This is a genomic window from Xylanibacter brevis ATCC 19188, from assembly GCF_000621725.1.
In the GTDB taxonomy this organism is placed as follows: Bacteria; Bacteroidota; Bacteroidia; order Bacteroidales; family Bacteroidaceae; genus Prevotella; species Prevotella brevis.
Genome location: NZ_JHXM01000007.1, coordinates 142845 through 167916, shown reverse-complemented (window position 1 = coordinate 167916; position 25072 = coordinate 142845). Strand labels below are relative to the sequence as shown.

Annotated in this window: 13 protein-coding genes and 1 pseudogene; 6 read left to right on the top strand and 8 right to left on the bottom strand. The window is 48.4% G+C overall.

Annotation, left to right across the window (positions count from 1 at the left end; all coding sequences use genetic code 11):
• From T433_RS0104580 to T433_RS0104545, 8 genes are all read right to left on the bottom strand, one after another.
• Positions 1-1419, bottom strand: coding sequence for a PEGA domain-containing protein (locus T433_RS0104580; protein WP_027455028.1), 1419 nt, complete (start codon positions 1417-1419; stop codon positions 1-3).
• An 11-nt stretch (positions 1420-1430) separates the two neighbouring features.
• Entirely contained in the window at positions 1431-2396 is a 966-nt protein-coding gene (locus T433_RS0104575; RefSeq protein WP_027455027.1) for a Cif family virulence factor, read from the bottom strand.
• Between the two features lie 7 nt (positions 2397-2403).
• Entirely contained in the window at positions 2404-3144 is a 741-nt protein-coding gene (locus tag T433_RS0104570; protein WP_027455026.1) for a hypothetical protein, read from the bottom strand.
• Positions 3141-4076 carry a hypothetical protein gene (locus T433_RS0104565; RefSeq protein WP_027455025.1) on the bottom strand — a complete coding sequence of 312 codons (936 nt, stop codon included), beginning with the start codon at positions 4074-4076 and terminating at the stop codon, positions 3141-3143. Before T433_RS0104565 ends, T433_RS0104570 begins: the two co-directional genes overlap by 4 nt.
• Before the next feature lie 40 nt (positions 4077-4116).
• Positions 4117-4800: a flagellar basal body-associated FliL family protein gene (locus T433_RS0104560; protein ID WP_027455024.1), complete on the bottom strand. Its 684-nt coding sequence runs from the start codon at positions 4798-4800 to the stop codon at positions 4117-4119.
• A gap of 38 nt (positions 4801-4838) precedes the next feature.
• The gene (locus T433_RS0104555; RefSeq protein ID WP_027455023.1) at positions 4839-7919 is read right to left on the bottom strand and encodes a tubulin-like doman-containing protein; all 3081 of its coding nucleotides are present in this window, start codon (positions 7917-7919) and stop codon (positions 4839-4841) included.
• Positions 7920-7941: 22 nt separating this feature from the next.
• The gene (locus T433_RS0104550) at positions 7942-8454 is read right to left on the bottom strand and encodes a hypothetical protein (protein WP_027455022.1); all 513 of its coding nucleotides are present in this window, start codon (positions 8452-8454) and stop codon (positions 7942-7944) included.
• Between the two features lie 718 nt (positions 8455-9172).
• Positions 9173-10069, bottom strand: coding sequence for an Abi family protein (locus tag T433_RS0104545; protein ID WP_027455021.1), 897 nt, complete (start codon positions 10067-10069; stop codon positions 9173-9175).
• A 550-nt stretch (positions 10070-10619) separates the two neighbouring features.
• On the opposite strand from T433_RS0104545, the gene T433_RS14620 reads away from it, so the two are divergent.
• From T433_RS14620 to T433_RS0104510, 6 genes and pseudogenes are all read left to right on the top strand, one after another.
• On the top strand, positions 10620-11036 hold the full coding sequence (locus T433_RS14620) for a DUF1016 N-terminal domain-containing protein (RefSeq protein WP_027455020.1): 417 nt from the start codon (positions 10620-10622) through the stop codon (positions 11034-11036).
• Between the two features lie 45 nt (positions 11037-11081).
• Positions 11082-11477, top strand: a pseudogene (locus tag T433_RS14615) (virulence RhuM family protein); the annotation flags it as partial.
• 547 nt (positions 11478-12024) lie between these two features.
• Positions 12025-15993: a glycoside hydrolase family 38 N-terminal domain-containing protein gene (locus tag T433_RS0104525; protein ID WP_155808373.1), complete on the top strand. Its 3969-nt coding sequence runs from the start codon at positions 12025-12027 to the stop codon at positions 15991-15993.
• A 21-nt stretch (positions 15994-16014) separates the two neighbouring features.
• Positions 16015-19593 (top strand): M26 family metallopeptidase, encoded by a 3579-nt coding sequence (locus T433_RS14610; RefSeq protein WP_044109209.1) that lies wholly within the window; start codon positions 16015-16017, stop codon positions 19591-19593.
• Between the two features lie 30 nt (positions 19594-19623).
• Positions 19624-22908: a SusC/RagA family TonB-linked outer membrane protein gene (locus T433_RS0104515; RefSeq protein WP_052356985.1), complete on the top strand. Its 3285-nt coding sequence runs from the start codon at positions 19624-19626 to the stop codon at positions 22906-22908.
• A gap of 19 nt (positions 22909-22927) precedes the next feature.
• The gene (locus T433_RS0104510) at positions 22928-25015 is read left to right on the top strand and encodes a RagB/SusD family nutrient uptake outer membrane protein (protein ID WP_044109206.1); all 2088 of its coding nucleotides are present in this window, start codon (positions 22928-22930) and stop codon (positions 25013-25015) included.
• The last annotated feature ends 57 nt before the right edge of the window (positions 25016-25072 follow it).

Genomic DNA, 25072 nt, shown 5'->3' with positions numbered 1-25072 from the left:
CTAATCTTTCTTTCCTAATGAATACAATTTTACGCCTACATTAACTCCCGCAGAAAATCCCAAGTCATTTAAACTTTGGCTAAAATCGGCTCCAATGGTAAAAGATGAAAAATCTAATTTAGCACTTAACCGGATACCATAATCGAAAATATAATCATCAACATCTCCTCTCTTTGCATATCCATCAGGAAATTTATATTCAGACTCAGAGATATCGGTCAGCCCAATATACCTAGCATATCCTCCACCAAATATACTGAATAAATGTTTATTATATGAGCCAAAAGGCAAACTTACTCCAAATTGCAGAGGTACATCTACTCGCCACATCCATTTTAAACTATCTGATTCAATATCATATGCAAAATCTATATAGCTTTCATTCTTATTTGATTTGATTGCTCCTATGCTTGCACCTTCACGAAGGGCAAAGATTCCACCAAAATGCTGGACAGCAGAAAACTCTAATCCAAAATCAAAAGCATTCTTTCCATCAAACAAATTACCAACATTTGATGCACTCGTAAAAGCAAAACCACCAGTAATATAAAATGCATTTCGGATACTTATATTGGTTCTTGACCTTTCTTCCTTATGCTTTATGACCTCATGTTTGGCCTCTTTCAGTACCACATAGACAGGATCCATTGAAGATTTGACTGTAATAGAGCGTTCGTCATCCTGATAGTTCGATGCAGTCACTCTAACAGAATGTTTCCCTTCAGACAATTTTAAATTAGATAGTAGCTCATTCGAATATGGAACATTATCAATAAACACAGTTGATTCTTGTGGAAATACATTAATTGTGACAGGGTATAACTGTTGTTCCAGAATAATATCGGTGACAGTTGAAATATCATCCTCTGTTAACGTTACCGTGCCACTTTGACCTAAATAGCCGTCAGCCATTACCATATATGAATACTCTCCAACAGGCTTGTTGATCATCGCGATTCCATCTTTATTGACATCGACTTTCTTACCATCAAACGCCAGAGTTGCATTTGCCGGTTGTATGGAGAAAATAGCAGAACGGAGTCGATCTTCAGATTCAAAAACTACATCATATGATGCTAAAGAGTTTATTTCAAGCCCATAGTCATCAAAGTTTATTGAACCTTGTTCTTGTCCAGATTTATTTTTGTAATTCAAAGATTTAAGTCCATCAGGAACATATACTACATATTCACTCAGAGAACGTTCTACATTTCCTACAGCATCAGGAAAAACCAGATTCTCAACTCCCACAACTCCTACACGAATGATTGCGCATTTTTTACCTTTAGCATCATCGCGAGGATTCGTTCTTGCTCGTGCATCCTGAGGCCTCAAATTAACACTCTTTACAGTTAACTGCTGTGCATATGTTGATAAAGATGCACAAATCATCAAAAAGATTAATATTTTTTTTTTCATGTTTCTTGTTATTAGATATCAAAATCACTTAAACTAAAGACTTCATCCTTTGGTAAAGGTTTGCCACCAATTTTGTCTGGCTGCCAAGTACGAACGTGAATCTGAGGAGAACTTTCATTGGTAAAGTCCCACAGGAGGAACAAATAACCGTCATCATGATACTTACCGCTGGTCCAACCTTGCAGAAGGGTAACACCATAGAAATTAGGATTGACAGGATGGCGCATCACTTCAATCTCATCAAATGTCACCTTGATATAGCTGTTACGCTGGAATACTCCACGAAGATTCTTGATGTACTGTTCCTTGCTCTGCTTGTTATACAGGATTTTCTGAGAAGTGAAGCCCTCTGCATGCTTTGTGGTGATGACCTTACCTGTGATAATCAGAGCATCTTCACTAAACACCTGATTGAGGAAGTTGATGTCTTTCTGATTATAGGCCGTGCGGAATTGCTCCACATAGTCAAGAATCAGCTGACGACGGCGGAGGTCTGTCAGTTCCAGATTACTTTTGATAACGTTCATGTAGAGGTTCATGGAGATACTAAGATAGAAGCTCTCCACATTACCCTGTTTATCAAAACTGATAACAGCCTCCTGATATTCATCTTCGCCAAACTCACGTTCGCCAGTTGGCTTCATCATCAGGGGGATATTACGGACCTGATAGCCAGAACCTGTTGTGATACAATGTTCGATAATCTCTTCGTCTGTACACTCAAAAGGACAATTTTCCCACAACATCGCCATTGATTGCTGAACACGAGTACCAATATTGCCCATAGCAGAGAAATTGAGACTGCGACCAGCGTCTTGGGCTGCATTAATTTCTGTCAGCATACGACTAACTCCACTCTCAATCTTGGATTTGATGCCTGCATTGTCGATGCCGTCAGAAACTGTAAATTTAACATTGTCTGCTTGACTCTGAATGGCAAACAGAGCCACTATAACAAATAAAAGTAGCTTTCTCATTCCTTTATTATTTTAGCTGGAACCAGATGGCTCCACAATTCTTGTAATTCTTAACGTTATCTTCTTTGAGTGTATTCAAATTGTACTGCAAATTACCGCTTTTTCGAATCAATGCGGAAATGTTTCCTTGTTTGTCATATACAAAGAGGTGGCAGTCTTGCCCTTGAGGCATTGTGGCATATTTACCATAGCCATTCAGTTTTCCTTTACTCTTCAGTCCTTTGATATATGGCTCCACTTCGTAGAAGCTTTTTACCTGTTTCATCTGTATTTCCTCAGATGTCAATTGAACAATAGCTTTTTCCTCTTTAGGAGCTTCTTCTGTCACAATGATGGCTGGAGCAACTTCAACTTGACTCTGACGTGTGGAAGGAGCCACCTCGAAAACGGTCACTTCACTTTTGTCTGTAACAGGCATAATATCGCTCTTCTTGACATAGACAAAGGCACGATACAGCTCACCTCTACGAGTGTCAAGTTGCATGAAATGCTCTTTAGCTTTTACGATACACAATTCAATGCCATCTGAAGGATGTTGCTTCTGCACCCATTCTCCAACCTGCATTTCCAAAATAGCGCGAGCATTAGTGTATGCCTCGTTTAAATCCTTGGTGGTGGACTCTGCGTAGATATACATCGTATCTCGTTTCACCTTGTTAATACTCTTGTTAACTTCTGCTGCCGTTTGGGCATTAGAAATGGTTACAAGAGAAAAGGTCAAAAACAGAGTAAGAAATATTTTCTTCATTGCCAGATTACTTTTTTATGATTCTCTGTCTCTTGCTGATAAAGCGTTTTCACGTTATGTGTGGGTATGTAGGGCGTCAGTCGAACTTTCAGGACTGCATTCTGATCGTTTACGAACTTATCAGGAATCACCACTGACAGCAAATGATTGAAGCCCAGTTCTTTACATTGGGCAACAACAATTGCCAAAATACCATCCTCACGTTCCTCCTCAACGGCAAAGAATATATTCATGTTGCATCTTGAACAGTAATTGAGCCATTGTTTCAACGTAATAGAATAATTAATCGTCTTCATGCCATAGACAGACTGCTCAATGTACATACGATAGTTGGCATCTGCGATCAATCCATGAAACAGATTGGCTGCCGAATAGTCCAAGAGTGAATCATTGAAAACAGGGATGTAATCTTCGCGTACCTTACTATAATATGTAGCATCATTCAGACTTTCCAATTCAAACATGTCTGTCTTCATCATGTAGATACTATCTTCAAGTATCGTCAAATTCACAGGTTCTTCAATGGAGTCTAGACGCTCTGGTGCTGCCAGAATTCTCTCCTTTAGTTTTAGTTGCGATTCATTCTGCTGCATTCCCATCAGCAAATCATACTGGGCAGGAAATACTAATGTTATAATAGGTTCTTCATTCTTCATCCACTGTATCTCGTAGTAACGATCAAGTAGATTTATCGAGAAAGGCATGCTATCTGTGACTTGATACAAGTCGGCAGGTTTGCCTTTCCTAAAATAGACTTTGTCATCAGCCATCTTGTGTTCTCGCGTTGTCTGTCGCTGATTAGGAAGGTCTATGTTAAAATATCGTTCTACGAAATCCATTACAACCCGATGAGGATAGGCCGCAGCATCACGTATTTCCGGATTGAACAACTTCAATTGTTGAGCAGGCGAGAACATTGTCCACGCTGTCATAACAAATACTATGATGCTGCGGTTTAAGACTTGCATATTATTATCTTCCTATAATTACACTACCCTTTACCTGATTGTCGGAGCCATACCAGATACCCTGAACCAGGTGCCCGTCAGCCCATTCGCCAATCACATAGTCACCAGCCTCTGCCACACGCTTTTTGGGGTCTTTGCTGTCAATGACATGTGAAGAGGTGAACACCATGCGGCCATTCACATCATTAGGCCAAGAACCCTTGAAGGTTGCATAGCCAAGGTTCTTTGAACCTGAAGCAGATTTAGCTGGCTTTTGTGTTGCAGGGGCGGGCTCGGTTTTCTTCTCCGCCTCCTGCTTCTTAGCAGCTTCTGCTGCAGCAACTGCGTCGAGGCTGTCCTTGATGCGCTGCTGTTCTGCAGCTTCCTGAGCAGCCTTGATGCTGTCAGTATTCTCCTTTACCTCAGGTACAGGTGCTGGAACAGGCTTTTCCTCACTACCTCCGCTAAAGGCGATAATACACCCAATGATAGCCAGCAAGATTACGACACCTACAATGATGCCGATAAGTTTAGTGTTGCCGCCTTTCTTTGGAGGAGGACATTCGCGCAAAGGCTTACCGCACTCAGGGCAAACGAATTCCTTACGTGCAGGTATTTCCTGTACTTCTTTTGACTTACATTTCTCACAATTGTCGTTCAGACAAATACCATATCTGTAACGTATACGGTCTGTATTTCTTTCTGCCATAATCGTATTCTTTTTATTCTGTTATACATTATACTTTATTACATCATTGGTGGAGGGGTCGGGCCACCTGTTGGAGGCAATGGTGGCATGGCTGGGGCAGCAGGAGCAAATAGAGCTTGCAATGCAGGAACCTGGTTTGCGGGAGCCCATGCAGGCATTCCTTCCATCCATACCATACTCTGAGGCGTCAGTTGACCACCTTGAACCATCTGTTTACACATATCCATATTATAAGGACCATACTGCTGTCCTGCAACTGCGATGAAGAGTTTTATTTCGGGCTGTGGTGCAATGGGTGGTGGTACAGGGGCAGCACCAGGCATTGGTGGCGGTACGGCAGGGCCAGCCTGGGGCTGAGTTGTTGCAGCCTGTGCAGCCATTGCCTCTTGTGCAGCTTTAGCTGCAATCTCTTCTGCATTATCAACTGCAAACAACGATGGGAGTTGTGAACCGTCGCCTTCACTGTGAAGAAGGATGGCATTGCCTGCATCTGTTGCAGGGTTACCCGTATTCAGGAATCTTTCATAACGCTCTTTGTATGGTTTCATCCAATCAATGGCTCGGATTGGGAAGCAATATGCTACCGTTATAATAGATAACTCATCTTTTCGTGGACTTTTACGATTAACAACAATCGTTGTACGCGCTGTGCTCTGATTAAACGAGTTCTTAAATGCGTCTTCAAGCTTATCTGCAAATTTCTTGAGTCCTTCATTGTCATCTGGTGATGGGATAGAAACCAGTATGGTCTTCTTATTGATACTTGCCGGGTTGGTAGGACTCAGATTGCCTTCATTATTACGGAGATGGAGCTGGATCTGGTCGTTGTTAAGTTTCAGATATACACCGCTCTGATTAACAATCTTGGATGCAAATGCTTTAATATCATCCTCAGTCTTTAACTTCTGCTGCAATTGAGTAAGGATGTTGAGACCAAGCACCTTCTTGTCGCTTTCAGCTTTCTCATCATGCTTTGTCTTAACTATCTGTGATAACTTGATGTCGAATGCATCCTTGATATCATCTACGCTAATATCAGTAGCCAGTCTTCCAAAATTAACAAAATCACCTTCTGGCAAAACACTCTCGCGAATCTGACGGGCAATATTTGGCATATCAACTTTATCCACCTTGAGTTCAACCTCAAATTCGCTCATAGTCTCATCCTCACTTACTTCGATGATGGCTCCCTTCATGTCTTCCAAACCTTTGTTGAACTTTCGCTGTGCAGTCACCAAACGCTCAGTTTCATCGATGGCATCGTTAATCTTCTGGCCAAATGCCGAGATGTCTGCATCCATCTTGCCTAATTCCACATAAATACGGGCTGCCAGTTTCTTGGCGAACTCCCAAGCGACAAGCATTGTCTTCGAAGTGTAGTAGTCTGTCAAAATCTCCTGATGCTCTGCATATCTGCGAGCACCTGCACCCACCATTCTTTGAAGGATGCCTAAGCGGCTCCATTCTGTTACGTTGTCGCTTCTGTCTTGATCAACAGCCTCGAAATTCTCTTTCTCTTCCTTGGATTTTGACTCTAAATCGGCACGAATCTCTGTTACTTTCTCTAGTAAGAGCTTTGATACTTTCTGAAGTTCCACAATAGAAACATCACCAACCTTCCATTTTTCATAGAGTTCGTTCTCAACGTTATGGCGAATCTCTTTGGCAATTTCGGGTATTGCTCTTTCCTTGCCAGTAAAGAATGTTTCCACACCTTCTTCACGGAAATGATTTGTATAGAACTCTCCCATGATATTGTCAAGCTCGTTGAGCGGATTGTCAGCCTTCTTGGCTTCTTCAGCATAGCCTATAGCCTTATCATGCCAGTAATCATTGAAACGAGGATAGTCTGTGTCCGACTCCAGTACTTTCAGTTCATAGGTGAGATGAAGATCATCAAGCATCCATTTCTGAATATTATCACTGTTCAGATAGTCTTTACGATAGTCCTTGTTGCGTTCTTCGTTAATATAACCTTGATTCTCACGCCAGTTGTTATATTTGAACTGATATAGCACACTTTCTCCTACAGTATATGTGATATGCTTTAAAACACGAAGCTCAGGATACATGACTCGCTTAATTCCAAAGGAATTAACCTTCTTCGTACGAGCCACAGGAATACGACCATCAGGCCCGGGATTGGCGGTTTCGTCATATTCTAGTGCGAAATCATCCATATTCTCAAAATTGTAAGCTCGAATCATATCACTGTTCACCTGATCCTCTTCGTTGATGAAGAATAAACGAGCGAATATGTAATCACTTACAATTTTAGGCAGTTCCTGAAGAGAGTTTATTGTAAGGCCATTCTCGTTAACATTACTATAAATTGTCAATCCATCAGCTACGCCCTTTACGCGATCATTGTAATAGTTGGCCTCTCCACCACCGGTAACATCCTGCGGGAACCAACGTCCAGCCTGTAAGGCATTCAGTTCATTCATAGCAGCATAACCATTCTGGTAATAGCGTCCCTGATCCATATCGCTCTTGGGGAGATTCATCTCAGGAATCATGGCATACACAGAAATCTTGGCATCGGGGAATGCCTTACGACTCTGAACTATCACGTCTATGATAGAACCAGAACCTGTACCACCACAAAGTCCTGCAAAGATGTGGACATTGGTGTTGCTGGCATCGCCTGATATCTTCTCACAACGTGCGTATGCGTCGCGAAGGCTGTTTACATAGCCTACAGCATTTGCTGCAAAAAGCAAACGACCAGCCCTACGCTTCTGACCTGCAGCCTGACCCAAAGAGCCGATAGCAGACTTCACGGCCGACACATTGTTAACGATACCCTTTACAGAGGGGTAGTTTCCTATATGATCTAAGATGTGCTCTACGTCTACTGCCTTAATGTTCAAAAACTCATTTCGAGTAAATGAAGCATCCTGGCCCATTACGCGGAAGTCAGGACGTGCTTTGCCATCTTGTGGCATCATCTCTTCAGTAGAGTCAACATAGAGAAGAGCTACTGGTTGCTTCTTACGCTCTTCATCTGTAGGGAACTCTTCGAACATTCTCATCTTGAAGGCACGGAGTATTTTACCTCCCGTTCCACCTAATCCAACCAAAATGTGGTTGCTGTTGCAAAAACTTGTTGTACTCATATTGATTTTTGTTTTAGTATTATTATCTTCTTGGTCTCCTACTAACACGTCTCCTCTCTGTGCTGATAGCAGGCCTTGAGCGAATGCCCTTATATTGTTTTGACATGCTACGAATGACACAAATGGCACCCACAATTACAAAGCCAAGACACCACAGTATGCGACGGAAAATGTACCATCGCATAAAAGAGCGGAGAGTATCTGCCATAGCATGGGGCAGTTCTTTGGCTGTATAGCCAGAGAACTCGCCTCCGCCTATATAATATTGTAGGAGAGGAAAACGCTCGATGAATACTTGAATGATATCGTCGGCCTGTCCCATGGTGATTTCGTCTGTTGCATCATAAGTACTATTCACAATGTTCGAAATCTCCTGTTCATAAACGTCTGTAGTGTCGAGTATCTTTAGTGAGCCAACAATCAAGACGCACTGGAAGCTAAGGAGCAGGAATAAGACTGTACCTACGATGTAACTGACAGGTGAGAATGTGGCATCCTTATACCAACCCTTGATGAGGAATACAAATAAAGCCATACAAGCAATAGCTATCAGTAATCCCCAGATTACACTACTAAAAGAGTAATAAAGAATGTCATAGAGTGCCCACATTGCACAAGCCTTTAATTGTAAGCCTATAACATCCCCAATTCAGCGTTAATACTTATGTTTAGGTTTGGAAACAAAAAAAGACGTGGGAGTTTGTTCCTCCGCGCCTATCCCTGATCTTCAGGCCTTCGCATTGCCCCCACTTCAAGGATAAGCAACGCAAGCCAGCCCACGCCGAGTGATTATATAGTTCAGCGTAGACGTTTCCATCAAAAATAAAATGATAGCAACGAATAGCCGGGATATAATACACCCACGCGAACGCTTCGTTGCATTACCTCTGTGAAGTGGTTTCAAAGTTGCGAAGTTTGAAGATCACAAACAGGTAACGTTCAGAAAACGTCCTTTCCCATCAGCCTGCCCTACCGCTCGACCTATGGTCGCTTGCCTAAGCAAGAAACGGCATCGTCGGCCTCAGGATTCCATCGATGTTATTTCGACCCGCCCTTGTCCTTTCTGCCCCAGTCATTGTATAACCAAGGCTGCATGGACTGGCATAGTCTTCTGTAAAATTAAGAAATCTTTCTTAATGATAAATAATAAGGTGGAACTTTTTAAGAATTTTTAAACATTTAGAGTCAAATAGGCGGCATTTGAGAGCCAAACGCCGCCTAATTATTGTATTACCTTCCGCCCTAAATGGAGATTATTGCCATAATGGTTCCTGCTCCCAGTTCTGCGGGAAACCAAGGGCGCCCGCATGAACACTCGGGAATTTGGAGAAGAGTAGCTGCAAATCCTGCGTCAGCGTATTCTGAGGGTCTATGACGTTCAGCCAATAGCGAATGATGGCAAGTACAAAATAGACACGCTGTGTACCTGTTGCAGGCTGCGCAATAAAGGTTCCATGAGGATGACGCGGCATCAGTGGACGAATGCCAAGTGTGCGGTTCCACAGACGCGCATGGTGAGCACAAATGTTACGTACATAGACCAGAGTATGAAGCCACGAGGCAAACACCGTATCGCTTACACCAAAAACAGCCGCCACGTCGCGCTTGGGAATACCTGGCTTCAAATACTGATAGAGTATAGACATGGTACCAAACGATGTCACTTCGAGCGTCATCCAACTTGGTGGCAAGGGGTCACTGTATTTCCGTTTGAAGGCCCGTACAAATTGCTCGTCACTGCGATGGTATTCATCAGCGATGCTTTGAAGCATTTTGGCGTGTTGCGCGGTATTGTTAAATAGTGATGCATCAGCGAACCACGTGCCGCCTTTAGCCATCGACATCACATAAGCCATCTGCGTACGCACTGCCACCTCAATCCGTCCGATATTTCGAAATACAAGCTCGCGCAAACGACTATCAAACTCATAGAGGCTAACGGCCTGCTCAAATGTAGCACCCGGCTTAAAAGTGTGGTTTACACGATCAGCTAACAATGGATACCAGTAACCGCTCATGCGATAGTAGCTCACACGGTGCAGCCATGTTTCGGCTGCCGCCTCGTCAGCGAACGCCAAACCACGTTGCTTCAGGATGCCAATCTGACTGACAAAAGTCTGGATTTGTTTCGGATAGGGAACCTTGGGCATAATTCTATTAAATAAAAAGGCTCACCCTGAGCGCGCTGATCTGACGAGAAGCGGGGTGAGCTTGTTGAGTGCAAAGATACGAATAATTTCCGAACTTCCAAAGAAATCATTGAATTATTTGCATGTTTTAAGGAAAATCCATACTTTTGGAGCGGCAAGAGAATCATTCTATATCCAGGGCAGCACTGGCTAAGGCACTTGGAAGAAGTGGGCGTCTGGTGAGAAAGGCTATCGATGTCTTGCGTGATAAAAGGATACGTCGCAAGGGTGGTGACAAAGGAGAATGGGATAATTTAGGATAGAAGAAAACTTGAAACCACATTGTCATTGGGTAATAGAACGTAGCCTAATACGCACCTTTTTGGCAGGTGCCACAAAAGATGCCGCAGTCAGTTCAAATGTGTTAAGCAAGTAGCAAAATGTGGAGTTGAGTACGGTTGCCAATTCGTAACCCAGATTTTCTTCAATCCACCAAATTGCCTTTATATAAAGAAAAGCTGAGAATTCTTGCAAAGTTACGAAAAGTCGAGAGAAATACAAACAAATAACAGTGACGTATGCTGAGGCAGTAAAAGCAATTAAAGAGGCGATATTGGAAAGTCGCTATCGTGCAGCACGCTTAGTAAACAAGGAAGTGTTGGCTCTTTACTATGCTATTGGCGGGTATATTTCCGCCCAAAGCAGAGCTGCAAGATGGGGCAGCAATGCTATTGGCACTATCTCAGAATTGCTGCAACAGGAACTACCTGGACTAAGGGGTTTCTCTGAGACCAGCATCAAACGTATGCGCATCTTCTATGAGGCATGGTGCAGTATGTTCGAGAATCGTCCATTGTCAGCGGACGATTTACAAAACAGCATCATTCCTGTAGGCGGCAAAGAACATATCGAAATTCGTCCATTGACAACGGACGAATTACCTCCGGAGACATTAGATGCCTTTCTAAATCATGGGGATTTCTGCTGATTATGTTTGAAAAACTTTAGAATAGGAATAACACGTTATGTAAATATGGCAAAACGTAAGGAAATAAGAAATAGCACGGCTGAGTTCCTTATCTTTCAGATAGAAGGGAAGGGACAAGGCGTAGAGGTGTACTATAAGGACAAAACAGTGTGGTGTACCCAGAAAACAATGGGTATGCTGTTTGACTGCTCAACGGACAATGTGGGACTTCATCTGAAGAACATATTTAAAAGCGGTGAACTGGTTAAGGATTCAGTTACCGAGAAAATCTCGGCAACTGCCTCTGATGGGAAGAACTATATGACTCAGTTTTACAACCTCGATGCCATCATAAGTGTGGGATATCGTGTCAATAGCATCCGGGCTACTCGTTTCCGTCAGTGGGCCACTATTCATTCGCTTGAATTTATTCAAAAAGGCCAAGCGACGAAAAAAAAGAAGTGAAGAACAAAAGAAATAATAGGAAAAAGTGGCAGTTTTAAGGCATAAAAGGACAACTATTATTAGATAAGAGTTAAGGAATAGGCGTGCAATAGTATTACTTTTGGTGGCAATCTAGAGTCTAGAAATGATAAATCTAGAGTCTAGATGAAATGATTCTAGAGTCTAGAATTGACCATTCTAGAGTTTAGAAATGATTGATCTAGGGGCTAGAATGGACTCATCTAGGGCCTAGAATTGGGTAATCTAGGGTCTAGAATCAAACTAAAAGTAAAGGTATTGCAAGATAAAACGGATGCTTTAAGTGAGGAAAAGTGTAGGTTTAAGCCCACCAAAAGGGCTATTTTCCTCAACAAAGACGTTAGAAATGGAAAATGGAAATTTAGCGATAAAATGGGCGAAAAACAAAAATTACAGGTCAGAAATATCGCAATTTTTCGCGTTTGGCACAAACGGAAACAACTTTGGCACAAACGGAAAGTCGAATTAATTCCTAATCGCATAACTTTGCGGTCGAAAAAAAACTAAAAATCGCTAAATAGTAATAATGAGTCAACACAAAACCTTAATTAGGTTATTATTGTTTCTATTGGCCATACCCCAAGGCATGTTGGGTCAGACTACTAATGGCACGCTCTTCTTCATTTCCAATGCGCACCTAGATACGCAGTGGAACTGGGACGTGCGAACCACTATTAATGAGTACGTGCGCAACACGTTGCAACAGAACTTCACACTACTAGACAAATATCCCAATCTTGTTTTCAATCACGAAGGAGCCATCCGCTACATGTGGATGAAAGAATACTACCCCGATCTCTATGCACAACTGAAAGAGCAGGTGGCCCAAGGGCGCTGGCACATCAGCGGTTGCGCGGTGGATGCCAACGACGTGATGGTGCCGTCGGCCGAGTCCGTGATGCGCAACTGGCTCTATGCCAACCAATTCTTTAAGAAAGAGTTTGGCGTGCGCGGTGGCTACGACGTGATGCTGCCCGACTGTTTCGGTTTCTCATACGCCCTACCCTCGCTGATGCACCACTGTGGCTTCAAAGGTTTCCACACCGCTAAGCTGGCATGGGGCTCGGCCGACTACGACCAGCTGCCGCCCTTCGGCATCTGGCAAGGCGTGGATGGCTCGCAGGTGTATGCCATCTATAAGCCCGGTGCCTACGATAGTCACGAGCAATACAACAAGAACATGGCCACCGACAGCGAGATGGCAAGCATCATTGCCAACAACTATAATAAATATGGTGTGGCTGCCGAGATTCGCTATGTCGGTCCGCGAAGCGACCGTGGCGGCGGTCTGCAAGACAATGCCTCGCAGCAAGGTGAGAACACCCCCTATTGGCTGAACCTCAGCGCCAAGACCGAGGGTGCCACCACCGTCAAGATGGCTACACCCGATGAGATCTTCGACTTCCTTGACCTGCACAAAAACAGTAAATATCACGTAAAGAATGGTGAGTTGCCCATGCGCACGCACGGTGTAGGTGCCTATACCTCGCGCACCATGCTGAAACGTTGGAACCGCAAGAACGAGCTGTTGGCTGACGCCTGTGAAAAGGCTGCCTCGCTGGCCCAGTGGTTGGGCGTTCAAGCCTACCCACAGACAGAGATCAACGAGGCTTGGGTGCGCAATCTATGGCAGTCGCACCACGACGGCATCACGGGCACCAGCATCCCCAACGCCTACTATTACTCCGTAGGCGACTACGTGCTGGTCAACAAATCGCTGGCACAGACCATGGCCACAACAGCAGGCAGCATCGTCAGCAGGATGAACACACAGACAGAAGGACTACCAGTGGTTGTCTTCAACCCTCTGTCGTTCGCCCGTACAGACATTGTGGAAGGCAAGCTAAAAACCGACGAGAAACCCGATGGAATCGCCGTTTTCTGCAAAGACGGCACCGAGGTTCTTTCACAGATAAGCCACTACGACGAGACCACCGGCGAACTGACGTTCATCTTTGCCGCCACCGTACCTTCGCTGGGCTACGCCACCTACGACGTCAGACTGGGCGAAGCCTCGTCCATGACATCCGACCTGCAGGCCAGCAAGCGCACCCGCCAGTTGTCCAACGGCCAATACCGCTTGACACTCTCTAGCACGGGCAACCCCATGCAGCTTATCAACATGGCCACAGGCACCAACCTGCTCGCCAGCTCGCAATTGCAGATGATCTACGACCATGAAGACGCATGGCCCTCGTGGGAAATCTCCTATACCGACATACAGCGCCAACCAGAGCTTGTCGACGAGAATGTCACCATCGAACTGGCCGAAGACGGTCCGCTGCGCAAGAGTTTCCGCGTGGTCAGAGAGAAAAACGGTTCTACGTTTGTGCAGTATGTGCGCATGAACGCGCTGAACAACCGCATAGACATCGACACCGAGGCCGACTGGCAGTCGCGTGGACGTATGCTGAAAGCCTGTTTCAAGACACCCTTCGGCACCCCGAAAGCCACCTACGACCTCTCGCTGGGCACCATCGAGCGTGGCAACCGCAACAGCAACCAATACGAGGTGCAAGGCCACCAGTGGGCCGACCTTTCGACCACCGACGGCAGTTATGGCCTGTCTATTCTCAACGACTGTAAATATGGTTGGGACAAGCCCGACGACTACACCCTTCGACTGACCCTGATTCACACGCCATCTACAGGCAACAACTACACCTACCAGGCCGATCAGGACTTAGGTGTGAACCTATTCACCTACGCCCTTTTCCCCCACGACGGGGCATGGAGCCAGCAGACACAGATGGCGGCTGCACAGCTCAACCAGCCATTGCTGGCGTTCACTGCGCCGAAACACGACGGTACGCTGAATACCGAGGCCAGCCTCGTCTCGCTGAGCACCGACCAGGTATCGGTGAAGGCTGTGAAGAAAGCCGAGGAGAGCGACGAGCTGATTGTACGCGTCTATGAATGGAGCGGACAGCACCACGACCGCGTCAGCATGACATTCCCCGCCGACATCCTCTCGGCTCGTGAGGTCAACGGACTGGAAGAATCACTTGGCGAAGCCACCTACGACGGTCGTACGCTGGTCTTCAACATCGAGAAATACCAACCTAAGACCTTTGCCGTGAAGTTGCAGACGACCAGCGTGCAGCCCTCGTCAACCGACGAGACCTCAACAGCCATCGCCCTGCCCTACAATGCCGACGTGATGAGCTACGACTCGAAGAAGAACGACGTGCTGGGCATCAGCGACCAGGCCTATCCTGCCGAGCAGATACCCGATGTGCTGACCACGGGTGGTGTGGCATTCACCATGGGCAGTCGCGCAGGTGGCGATAAGAATGCGGTGCGCTGCAACCAGCAGACCATCGACCTCACAACGGCTAAAGGGCGCAAGCTATACCTGCTCATGGCCTCAACCAACAAGAACGGTGCAATGGCCGAGATAAAGATTGACGGTCAAACCTACCACATCGAAGTGCCCTACTATGGTGGCGTGACAGGTCAGCTGGCTTCGCCCTACAATACCGGCACCCACTATCGCCAACAAGACGTAGCCCTCTGCACCACACACAGCCACAACATAAGCGGCAACAGCAACGAGGCCTATCGTTTCCTATACATCTACAAGTACGCACTGGCCCTGTCCGAACACGCCCAGACACTGCAGTTGCCCACCAACAACACCCTCTACTTGTTGGCTGCCACCACGTCAGACAACCCCAGCGACGACATCACACCGCTGACAGCACTCAACACCTATATTAATTATCAGGAGCTGGACTACTTGGAAGAAGGTCACTGTGGTCAACGACTGGAGCCACAGACCATTGCAGCCAGTCAGCAAATCAACAACAACGAAGCAGGCAAGATGGCTGCCGACAACGACGAGATGACCAAATGGTGCGTCAGCGGCAACCAGAATCAAACGCCCTATCTGGAATATCGATTCAGTGAACCCATGCAGATCTGCCAATGGATGGTGCTGAATGCCGGCAACGAGGCTGGCGACTACATCACCAAGGCCTGCAAGTTGCAGCGCTACGAGGGCGGCAGATGGGTAGACGTGGATGTAGTGACGGCCAACCGCGAGAACAAGATAGTGCGCGGCGTGACACCATTCACCACCAGTCGCGTGCGCCTGCAGATTACACAGGGCGAACAGCAGAACTTTACCACACGCATCAACGAGTTTGCCGTTTTTGGCACACCCGCAAGCACACTCAGCATAGAAGACTTAACAGTGGCGGACACCAACCACCGCCGCTCCCTATTGCTATATGGCAACACCCCCAACCCCTGCGCCGGCATGACACACATCCACTGTCAGGTGCCGCCAGGCGTTGACAAGCTGACGCTGCACCTGACCACCATAGACGGTAGGCAGGTCTGTCAACAAGACTACTGCGTCGGCCCCGGCGACCAACAGCTCACTTGGCGAGGCATGCTGCCAGAAGGCATCTATCTCTACTACCTGACCGCTCAAAGCAAGAACGGAACATTACATACCAACGCAAAGCGACTTTTTGCTTCATATCATTAATTAATTATTAATCTTTAAACTATGTGTAAATCATTACATGGACTAAAAAAATCCTTTGGTTTAGCACTTGTCTTGCTGGCATCACTGGGAACCAGCGCACAGACCGAAATCAGCACCGCTGAAGGTCTGAAGGCAATGGCTAATGATTTAACGGGTGAATACGTGCTGACAAGCGACATCACCCTGAGTGAAGAATGGACACCTATCGGCAATGCCCAAAATCCATTCTGCGGAACATTCAACGGACAGGGCCACACCATCAACGGTCTCCGTATCGGCGGCGGTGAGAACCTTGGCCTGTTCGGTACGGCTAGCGGTGCCATCATCGAGAATGTTCGACTGACCAACGCTGAAGTTGGACAATACGGCAACGGCAAGGCCGTAGGTACCATCGTGGGTAACGCCCAGGGCGTCACCATCAAAAGCTGCTTCACGTCGGGTGTAGCCTATGGCCACGACCACGTGGGTGGTATCGCTGGTGACGTGCGCAACGGCACAGAGATCATCAACTGTCTGAGCACCATGGCGGTCTATAGCTCAGGCTATCAGGCTGGCGGTATTGCTGGCGACAACTACGATGGTAGCTACACCAACAACCTGTTCCTGGGTCAGGTGTATGCCGGCAACAGCTGGAATGGTTGCGGCGCCATCGTTGGTCTGCAGGAAGGTCCTGGCAGCTGTACTATCAATGGCTGTGTGGCTGCACCTGTCTCTCTGGGTGTAGCTGACGGTGTTGCCAACTATCACATTCATGCCATTGTTGGTAACAATGACCCAGACCCCAAATCAGTATTGAACAACTGCTTGGTTCTTGAGCCCACACGCTACTATGTTGGTAGTATCCGCACAGGTGCAGACATCACCGGTGGCAAACTGGACACCATCAAGCAGAGTCAATATAATGGTATTCCCAAGACCGAGGCTGAACTGAAGCAAAAAGCCACTTACACAGCCATTGGTTGGAACGAGGACGCCTGGGATATGGCCGACGGCCGCTTCCCTATACTGCAGGGTATGTCAGTGCCTTTCGATGGAGACTACGTGGTTCACAACAGCCTGCCTGAGTTCTTCAAGGGCACCTCTGTGGATCTGGCTCCCTTCTCTACCTTAGACCGTCAGGTGACCATCAGCAGCAGCAACCCCAATGTGATTGCCGTTGATGGTACAAAAATAACAGCTCTGACCACCGGCGAGGCCGTCGTTACCATCTCTACCGAGGGCGACGACTACATCAAAGGCTTCAGCAAGAGCTACACCATCACTGTCAACAGCATGGATACCGACATCAAGACGGCCGACGACCTGCTGACCAAACTGAAACAGAACCCCAGTGGCGAGTTCGACATCGTGGCCGACATCGACCTGACAGACGTTGAGTTCACCCCACTGCCCGAGTTCACCGGTAAGCTGCATGGTAACGGTCACGTGATTCGTGGCATGCGCTTCGACAATTCCGGTCAGGCCAACGTGGGTCTCTTCTCTACCACCCGCAGCGCCCTTGTCGAGGACCTGGGCTTCGAGGATGCCTACTTGGTAGGTAACGAGAACGTAGGTGCCGTAGCCGGTCACGTCTATGGCGGTATCGTTCGTCGCATCTTCGTCATGAACTCATACATCGAAGGTCGCGACCACGTAGGTTCTTTCACCGGCGACATGAGCAACGACTTCGGCGCTCTGAGCGAAATCTCTGACTGTATCTCTGATGCACAGGTAAAGACCCGTCAGTACCAGTCGGGCGGTATGGTTGGTGTGGCCAACGGTGGCGTACTGAAGAACTGTCTGTTCAGCGGTACCGCCGAAGACTTGCGAAACAACTCTTGCAATAATGGCTTCATCTCTCTGATCGACTCTGACACCTATCCCACCACCATCACGAACTGCTTCTCTGGAGCTGCCCACATCAATGGTGGCGATCCCAACACCCCACGTATTGCACAGTCTAAGCGCAACAACACCGTGCTCTCTAACAACTACGTGATGGCTTCTACCGTTTGCAACGGTTCGTTCAGCACTGTTTCCGGCAGCGCAGACAACGAGCAGGGCGCAATGATCGACGACAACACCGCACGCACCAAGGCTTTCTATACCACTACACTGGGATGGGACTTCGAGAACACCTGGACCTTCCTGCCTAACGCCGAAGGAAAGATGTTCCCCATACTGAAGATCATGAAGACCCCACTGAAGACTCGCATCATCGACGACGAGTTCAACTCTGCACTGGTCTATGAGGCCGGTTCTGAGTTCAAGGATCTGACCAAGGTTCACGCCTCATGGGGTCAGGCTCTTGACATCAAAATCACTGAAGGTGAGAACCTGGTTGACGTGGTTGACGGCACCAAGCTCTACTGCTCTGACGAGAATGGCGTATTCCTCGGCATGGGTACACTGACCATCCAGGCCAACATGCCTAGCGGCCTGGCCGAACTGTTCACCGTGGTTGGTGAGAACAGCTTCTCTATCCCCGTAACTGCCAACGATATTGTTACCGAGATCTCTACAGTAGAAGATCTGAAGGACATGAAGAAGATGCCTTCAGGCAAGTTTCTCCTGACTGCCGACATAGACATGAAGGACGTTGAGTTCGAGGGTCTCTTCAACGATGGCAATGCCTTCTCTGGTACCTTCGACGGACAGGGACACCGCATCAAGAACGCTACCGTAAACGTAGCCAGCGGCGACAACAAGGGTATCTTTGGCAACGTGAACGGTGGTATCATCAAAAACGTAGCCTTCGAGGACTTCCAGGTTATCTCGCCCAATAAGAGTGCCAACCACATCGGCTTCATCGGCCGTGCAGAGAACTGCACCATCGAGAACGTAGCACTGACTGGTAAGGTTATGGGTAACGACCACGTTGCTCTGCTGGCCGGCGACGGTGTGAATGCTACCGTTGAGAACTGCTATGTATGGGGTGAGGTGACTGCTAACCAGCAGATTGGCGGTATCTTCGGATGTACACTTGACAAGGGTGCAACCATCCGCAACACATACTACAATGGTAAGATGGATGCCGTGTTCCGCGGTTGCGCCGGTGGTTTCATTGGTTTGGTCGATGTAGCCAACAGCGAAATCACCATCGAGGGTTGTGTATCTATCGGCGACATCTGGTCTTCTTCCAACAACTGGAGCCACGCTGGTTCGTTCATCGGAAAGAATGGTGCTGGCGACACGCCTAACGGTAAGATTACCTTCACCAACAACATTGCCAACCAGTTCCAGGACCTCGTAGGTGTACCCGAGAATCCTTGGCCCTTCAGCAACGAGACTGCCGAGGGTGGTTTTGTAGAATATCAGACCGACGTTCCCACACAGACGTTGGAGGAGCAGAGCACCTACACAAACATTGGATGGGACTTCGAGAACATCTGGACCTTCGACACCAAATCTGGTTACAAGTATCCTGTTCTGAAGAACATCGGCTACGTTCCTTTCACCCTGTCAGAGGAGAACAACAACCCCGACGGCATTGTTGAACTGAACGGACAGCAAACAACTGTTGCCAAGAAGCACATCTACGACCTGAACGGACGCCAGATGAAGGGCAACCTGAAGAAGGGTGTCTATGTTGTGAATGGCAACAAGGTAGTGATTAAATAATAATTTATACTTGAAAAACAGTAAGTAAATATGAGAATAACAGCAGATTGTATCAAAAAAACGCTGCTATCGTTCTTTGCCACAATGATGGTGACCTGCGCACTCGCAGGTCCCATCAAAGTGACGGGACGCGTACAAGACGTCAACGGCGAACCGCTCATTGGCGTCACCGTACAAGTGAAAGGCACATCAAATGGTGTAATGACCGACGTCAACGGCCAGTACACCATCAATTGTTCTGAGGGTGACATCATTACCACCACCTATGTGGGCTATAAGGCTGAAGAGCGCAAGGCCAACAAGACCCTGATTGATATCATCCTTCACGAGCAAGTCAACGACATCGACGAGGTAACCGTAGTAGGTTACTCTACGCGTAAGAAGATCTCGGTGCTGGGTGCACAGACCACACTGAAGATGGACGATGTGAAGGCACCTGTTGCCAACATGACCTCTGTGCTGGCCGGTCGTGTGGCTGGTGTGGTATCGGTACAGCGTACCGGTGTGCCCGGACAAGACGACTCAGACATCTGGATTCGTGGTATCTCTACGCTGACCAACCGCAACGAGGGTCCTCTGGTGCTGGTGGACGGTATCGAGCGTAGCTGGAACAACCTGTCGCCCGAGGACATCGAGTCTATCACCGTGCTGAAGGACGCAGCCTCTACGGCTGTCTATGGTGTACGTGGTGGTAACGGTGTCATCATCATCACCACGAAGCCTGGTGAGGTGAGCAAGCCTAAGTTCTCTTTCGACGTGTTCCAGGGTATCACCTCGCTGACCAAGGTGCCCGACCTGGTCGATGGTATTGAATACATGCATGCCGTGAACGAGGCCTATCAGACCAGCCGTGGCTACGACTACTATGGTGCTAACCAGATTATCAACACAAAGATTGCCAACGGCATGCCTCTGACTGCCGATGAGCTGACCTACAAACAGGGACTGATTGACGGCAATGGCGGCAAGCTGCCCGCTTCTATCAACAAGTACCTGTATCCTAATGTGGACTGGATGCGCGAGATGTATCACAAGTATGGATGGAACCGTCGTGCCAACGTCAACATCCGTGGTGGTGCGCCCAACGCCAGCTACTACATCTCTCTGTCGTACTATACCGAGAAGGGTCTGACCAAAGACGATCCTTCACAGGACTTCAGCTCTGAGATTGACTACAACCGTTATAACTTCCTGACCAACGTCAACCTGAAGGCCACCAAGACCACCAATCTGGACGTGGGTGTCAGCGGATGGTTGGCCAGCGGCAACTATCCTCACGAGTCGCTGAAAGACATCTTCAGCCGTGCCATGACCACCAACCCCGTCATCTTCCCCGTGCAGTATGCCGATGGTCGCAGCCCTGGCTCGTCACCCCACGACTACAGCCTGGACTCTCCTTGGGAGACACTGACGCGCCGTGGTTATCAGACGCAGCACCAAACACAGATTAACACCAACCTGAAGCTGACGCAAGACTTAGGCTTCTTTGACTGGAGCAAGGGTCTGACAGCCCGTGCACTGGTGGCCTTCGACTTCCGTGCCACTCAGGCATTGAAGTACCAGGTGCGCAACTCAAGCTGGAAGCCCACCGGTCGTCAGCAGAATGGTGTGTGGGTTGAAGACACCAGCCTCTATCCTCAGCTTACCGACGAGAACGGCAACCTGTTGTGGGTGAAAGATGGCAACGGCAACGATACCACCACGCCACTGCTGGACACTCGTCCAGAGATGCTGCTGCTCACCGAGCAATATCGTGGTAACAACTCCATGAACGTGACAGCCGACAAGTGGGTGTATCGTACATTCTACTTTGAAGGTGCTCTCGACTATCGTCGCACATTCAACCGCTACCACAACGTCACCGGTCTATTGCTGTTCAACATGCGCAGCTATCTGGATGCCAACAACAACGACCTGTTGCAGACTCTGCCCTACAAACAGCAGAGCCTTTCTACACGTCTGACCTACGACTACGACAACCGTTACTTCGTAGAGCTCAACGGTGGTTACACCGGTTCTGAGAACTTCGAGCCAGGCCATCGCTTCGGCTTCTTCCCTGCTGTGGCATTCGGTTGGGTACCCTCTAACGAGAAATGGTGGGATCCCATCTCTAAGTACATCTCGTTCTTCAAGATTCGTTATTCTAACGGTAAAGTAGGTAACTCTTCTACCGACGGTCGCTTCACCTACTTCACACAGATTGGTGGAACGGGCGACGGCGGTAAGTATAGCAGCTACTGGGGCAACGATGGTCTGGGCTTCAACCGCTACGGCTACACCCCACAGTGGTCTGTGGTTCACAAGCAGGACCTGGGTATCGAGATCAACTTCCTGGACAATGAGCTGACCTTCATCGTGGACCTCTTCAAGGAGAACCGTTCTAAGATCTTCGTATCGCGCGACAACGTGCCCCTCTCTGCAGGTTTCGCCACCAATATCTCGGCCAACGTAGGTAAGGTAGAGAATAAGGGTATGGAGGCATCGTTCGAATACCACCATCAGTTTGGCAAGGACCTGTACATGTCATTGCGTGGCAACATGGCCATGAACGACGACAAAGTCATCGAGAATGCTCAGGCCGATCCCGCACATCCCTGGCTGGACCGCCGCGGTCACAACGTGCTGGCTGAATGGGGCTACGTAGCCGAAGGTCTTTACACCAGCGACCAGCAGATCAAGGATCGCAACATCACCCAGTTCGGTGAGACCTATCCCGGCGAGCTGGTGGCTCCTGGCGACATCATGTATAAGGATATGAACGGCGATGGCCACATTGACGAATACGACCAGGTATGCATCAGCCGTGGCGACGTGCCACGCATCTACTACGGTTTCGGTGGCGACCTGCGCTGGAAGAACGTTGGTCTTGGCATCCTGTTCCAGGGTGTGGCTGACGCCGAACGCATCTTGCGCGGCAACGGTATCCGTCCGTTCACCTCTACCTCGGGCGGTGGTACACTCTACTCAAACATTGCCGACCGCTGGAGTGCAGACGATCCCGAGAATACTGATGTCTTCTATCCATTACTGGCATGGGGTGAGAATGACCCTCACAACATCAACAACTTCAAGACCAGCACCTGGTGGAAACGCGATTTCAGCTTCATGCGCCTGAAGCAGTTCACCATTTCGTACTACTTCCCCAAGTCATGGACTCGCAACACCTTCATCAGCGGTGGTCGTTTCTACCTGATGGGCGAGAACGTGCTCACCTTCAGCAAATTCAAGCTGTGGGATCCCGAGTTGAATACCGACAATGGTATCTCTTATCCCAACGTACGCACATTCTCTATTGGTGTCAACTTCAACCTCTAACAGTATAATATAGATAATCATGATTAATAAAACAAAGAAATATTGCTTTGGAGTCTTGCTGACCGCCATGACTGCGTTCACACTCAGCTCATGCGACGACTACTTCGACGACGTGCCCAACAACGCCACTTCGCTCGAGGATGTCTTCTCTAACCGTGGGCAGACTCTCAGTTGGTTGTCCAACGTTTATTCTTATATCCCCAACACCCTGCAGACCCGCTATCAGGGAGGTACCAGCAACGGTATGATGCTACATGCCTCACTCTCGGGCTATCAGCCTTGGAGCGATGGTGGTAATGGTAAGCATCTGAACATCATCAACGGTACGCTGTCGCCTTCTACTGGTTGGGTGGCCGACATGTTCACCAACTATTATCGTGGCATTCAGTATGCCAACGTGTACCTGCAGCATGTGGACGAGTGCGACCCTCTGAGCGATGCTGAGAAGGCTACCACCAAAGCCGAGTGCCGTGCACTGAGAGCTTATTTCTACTTCTGTCTGATGAAGCACTTCGGTCCTGTGGCAATCATTGGCGACCGTGTGAACGGTGTAGAAGACGACCTGGGCAACATGATGGAAGAGCGTAGCACCGTGGACGAGTGCTTCGACTACATTCTCAGCGAGTTCGACGATGTGCTGAGCAGTGGCGACCTGCTGACCAAGTACGACAGCGAGAACACCTTCATTCGTCAGTATGCCGGCAACTTCACCGAAGAGACTGTTCGCGGTATCCGTTCTGAGGTGCTGTTGTTCCGCGCCAGCTATCTGTTCAATGGCGATCCCTTCTATGCCGACGTTACTAATCCCGACGGCAAGAAGCTGTTCCCCCAAGCTCGCGACAACCAGAAATGGATTGACGCCCGCGATGCTGCCAAGGAACTGATCGACGACGGCCAGTGGCGACTGGTGCTGCGCAACAGCAGTGGCGAGCTGGTCAACTCGGTTGATCAGTCATGTCCCTACAACTCTGTTCTCTATGCCTGCATCGGCAACAGCGACAACGAGGAGATGATCGTAGGCACCACCAAGAACTCTACCGACACCTATCCCATGGTGCCGCGCAACAATGGTGGTTCGCTGCCCGCTCCCTACGGAACTGTTGACGGCGGTGCCGGTGCCTACACCGTGCCCCTGGAGTTCGTGGACCTCTACTTCACCAACAAGGGTCTGCGCATCGAGGAAGACCCCGACTACTTCACGTATGACGAGTATGGCGACGAGACTCAATACACCAACGCACTGGTGAACCTGCGTAAGACCACCTACAACGATCCCTATTCTGGCTACAACTACTTCACCATGCAGAACGCACATCCTATCATGAAGCAGTTCTACGACCGTGAGGCTCGTTTCTATCTGGGCATCACCTTCCAGAATCGTCCTTGGAACATTGGCAATGGTAAAAACGCTCCCAGCGAGATGAACTACTCGGGCAACTCTGGTCCTAACTCATCTGGTACACACGACTATCCCGTCTTCGGTACCATCTGCCGCAAGAGCTGTCAGTATGGTAGCGCACTGGGCGGCTGGAGCTACTGTGTGCTGCTGCGTCTGGGCGAAGTTTACCTGAACTATGCCGAGGCTTGCGCCGAGCTGGGCGAACTGGAGGAAGCACTGACGGCCGTCAATGCCATCCGTGCACGTGCCGGTGTGGCAGAGTATAAGGTCAATGCCAGCGACGACACCAAGGGTGCTCGTGGCGAAGACCGCATCGCGCTGCCTGCCTACGACCAGACCACGGTGCTGAAGGCAGTCTATCGCGAGCGCCTCATCGAGATGGCATTCGAGAACAAGTACTACTACGACGTTCGTCGTTGGGGTGTGGCCGAAGGTAAGTGGCGCACCAATGGCGAGGAACTCACCGACGGTTGGATCTACGCTCCTTACCACAAGGGTGGTGAAGGTGGCGACCTGTATGGCTACAACCTCTATGGCAGCAACACCGCTACCGACCTAAAGTTCTACAAGCGCGTAGTACAGCAGCACCGTATCTTTGCTAAGCGCATGTCGCTGCTGCCCATTCCTCAGGAGGAGCTGAACCGCAACCATCTCTGTGTTCAGAACAAGGGTTGGGAGAGCACGGTTGACGAGCACAACAAACAGTAATCATCATCCATAATCCTATATCAAGAGCGTGTGCCGCATTTGTTAGCGGTGCACGCT

Bases quoted from the DNA above. Each gene is read 5' to 3' on its own strand.
- T433_RS0104580 (WP_027455028.1), bottom strand. From the start codon at position 1,419: ATGAAAAAAAAAATATTAATCTTTTTGATGATTTGTGCATCTTTATCA.
- T433_RS0104575 (WP_027455027.1), bottom strand. From the start codon at position 2,396: ATGAGAAAGCTACTTTTATTTGTTATAGTGGCTCTGTTTGCCATTCAG.
- T433_RS0104570 (WP_027455026.1), bottom strand. From the start codon at position 3,144: ATGAAGAAAATATTTCTTACTCTGTTTTTGACCTTTTCTCTTGTAACC.
- T433_RS0104565 (WP_027455025.1), bottom strand. From the start codon at position 4,076: ATGACAGCGTGGACAATGTTCTCGCCTGCTCAACAATTGAAGTTGTTC.
- T433_RS0104560 (WP_027455024.1), bottom strand. From the start codon at position 4,800: ATGGCAGAAAGAAATACAGACCGTATACGTTACAGATATGGTATTTGT.
- T433_RS0104555 (WP_027455023.1), bottom strand. From the start codon at position 7,919: ATGAGTACAACAAGTTTTTGCAACAGCAACCACATTTTGGTTGGATTA.
- T433_RS0104550 (WP_027455022.1), bottom strand. From the start codon at position 8,454: ATGGCTTTATTTGTATTCCTCATCAAGGGTTGGTATAAGGATGCCACA.
- T433_RS0104545 (WP_027455021.1), bottom strand. From the start codon at position 10,069: ATGCCCAAGGTTCCCTATCCGAAACAAATCCAGACTTTTGTCAGTCAG.
- T433_RS0104525 (WP_155808373.1), top strand. From the start codon at position 12,025: ATGAGTCAACACAAAACCTTAATTAGGTTATTATTGTTTCTATTGGCC.
- T433_RS14610 (WP_044109209.1), top strand. From the start codon at position 16,015: ATGTGTAAATCATTACATGGACTAAAAAAATCCTTTGGTTTAGCACTT.
- T433_RS0104515 (WP_052356985.1), top strand. From the start codon at position 19,624: ATGAGAATAACAGCAGATTGTATCAAAAAAACGCTGCTATCGTTCTTT.
- T433_RS0104510 (WP_044109206.1), top strand. From the start codon at position 22,928: ATGATTAATAAAACAAAGAAATATTGCTTTGGAGTCTTGCTGACCGCC.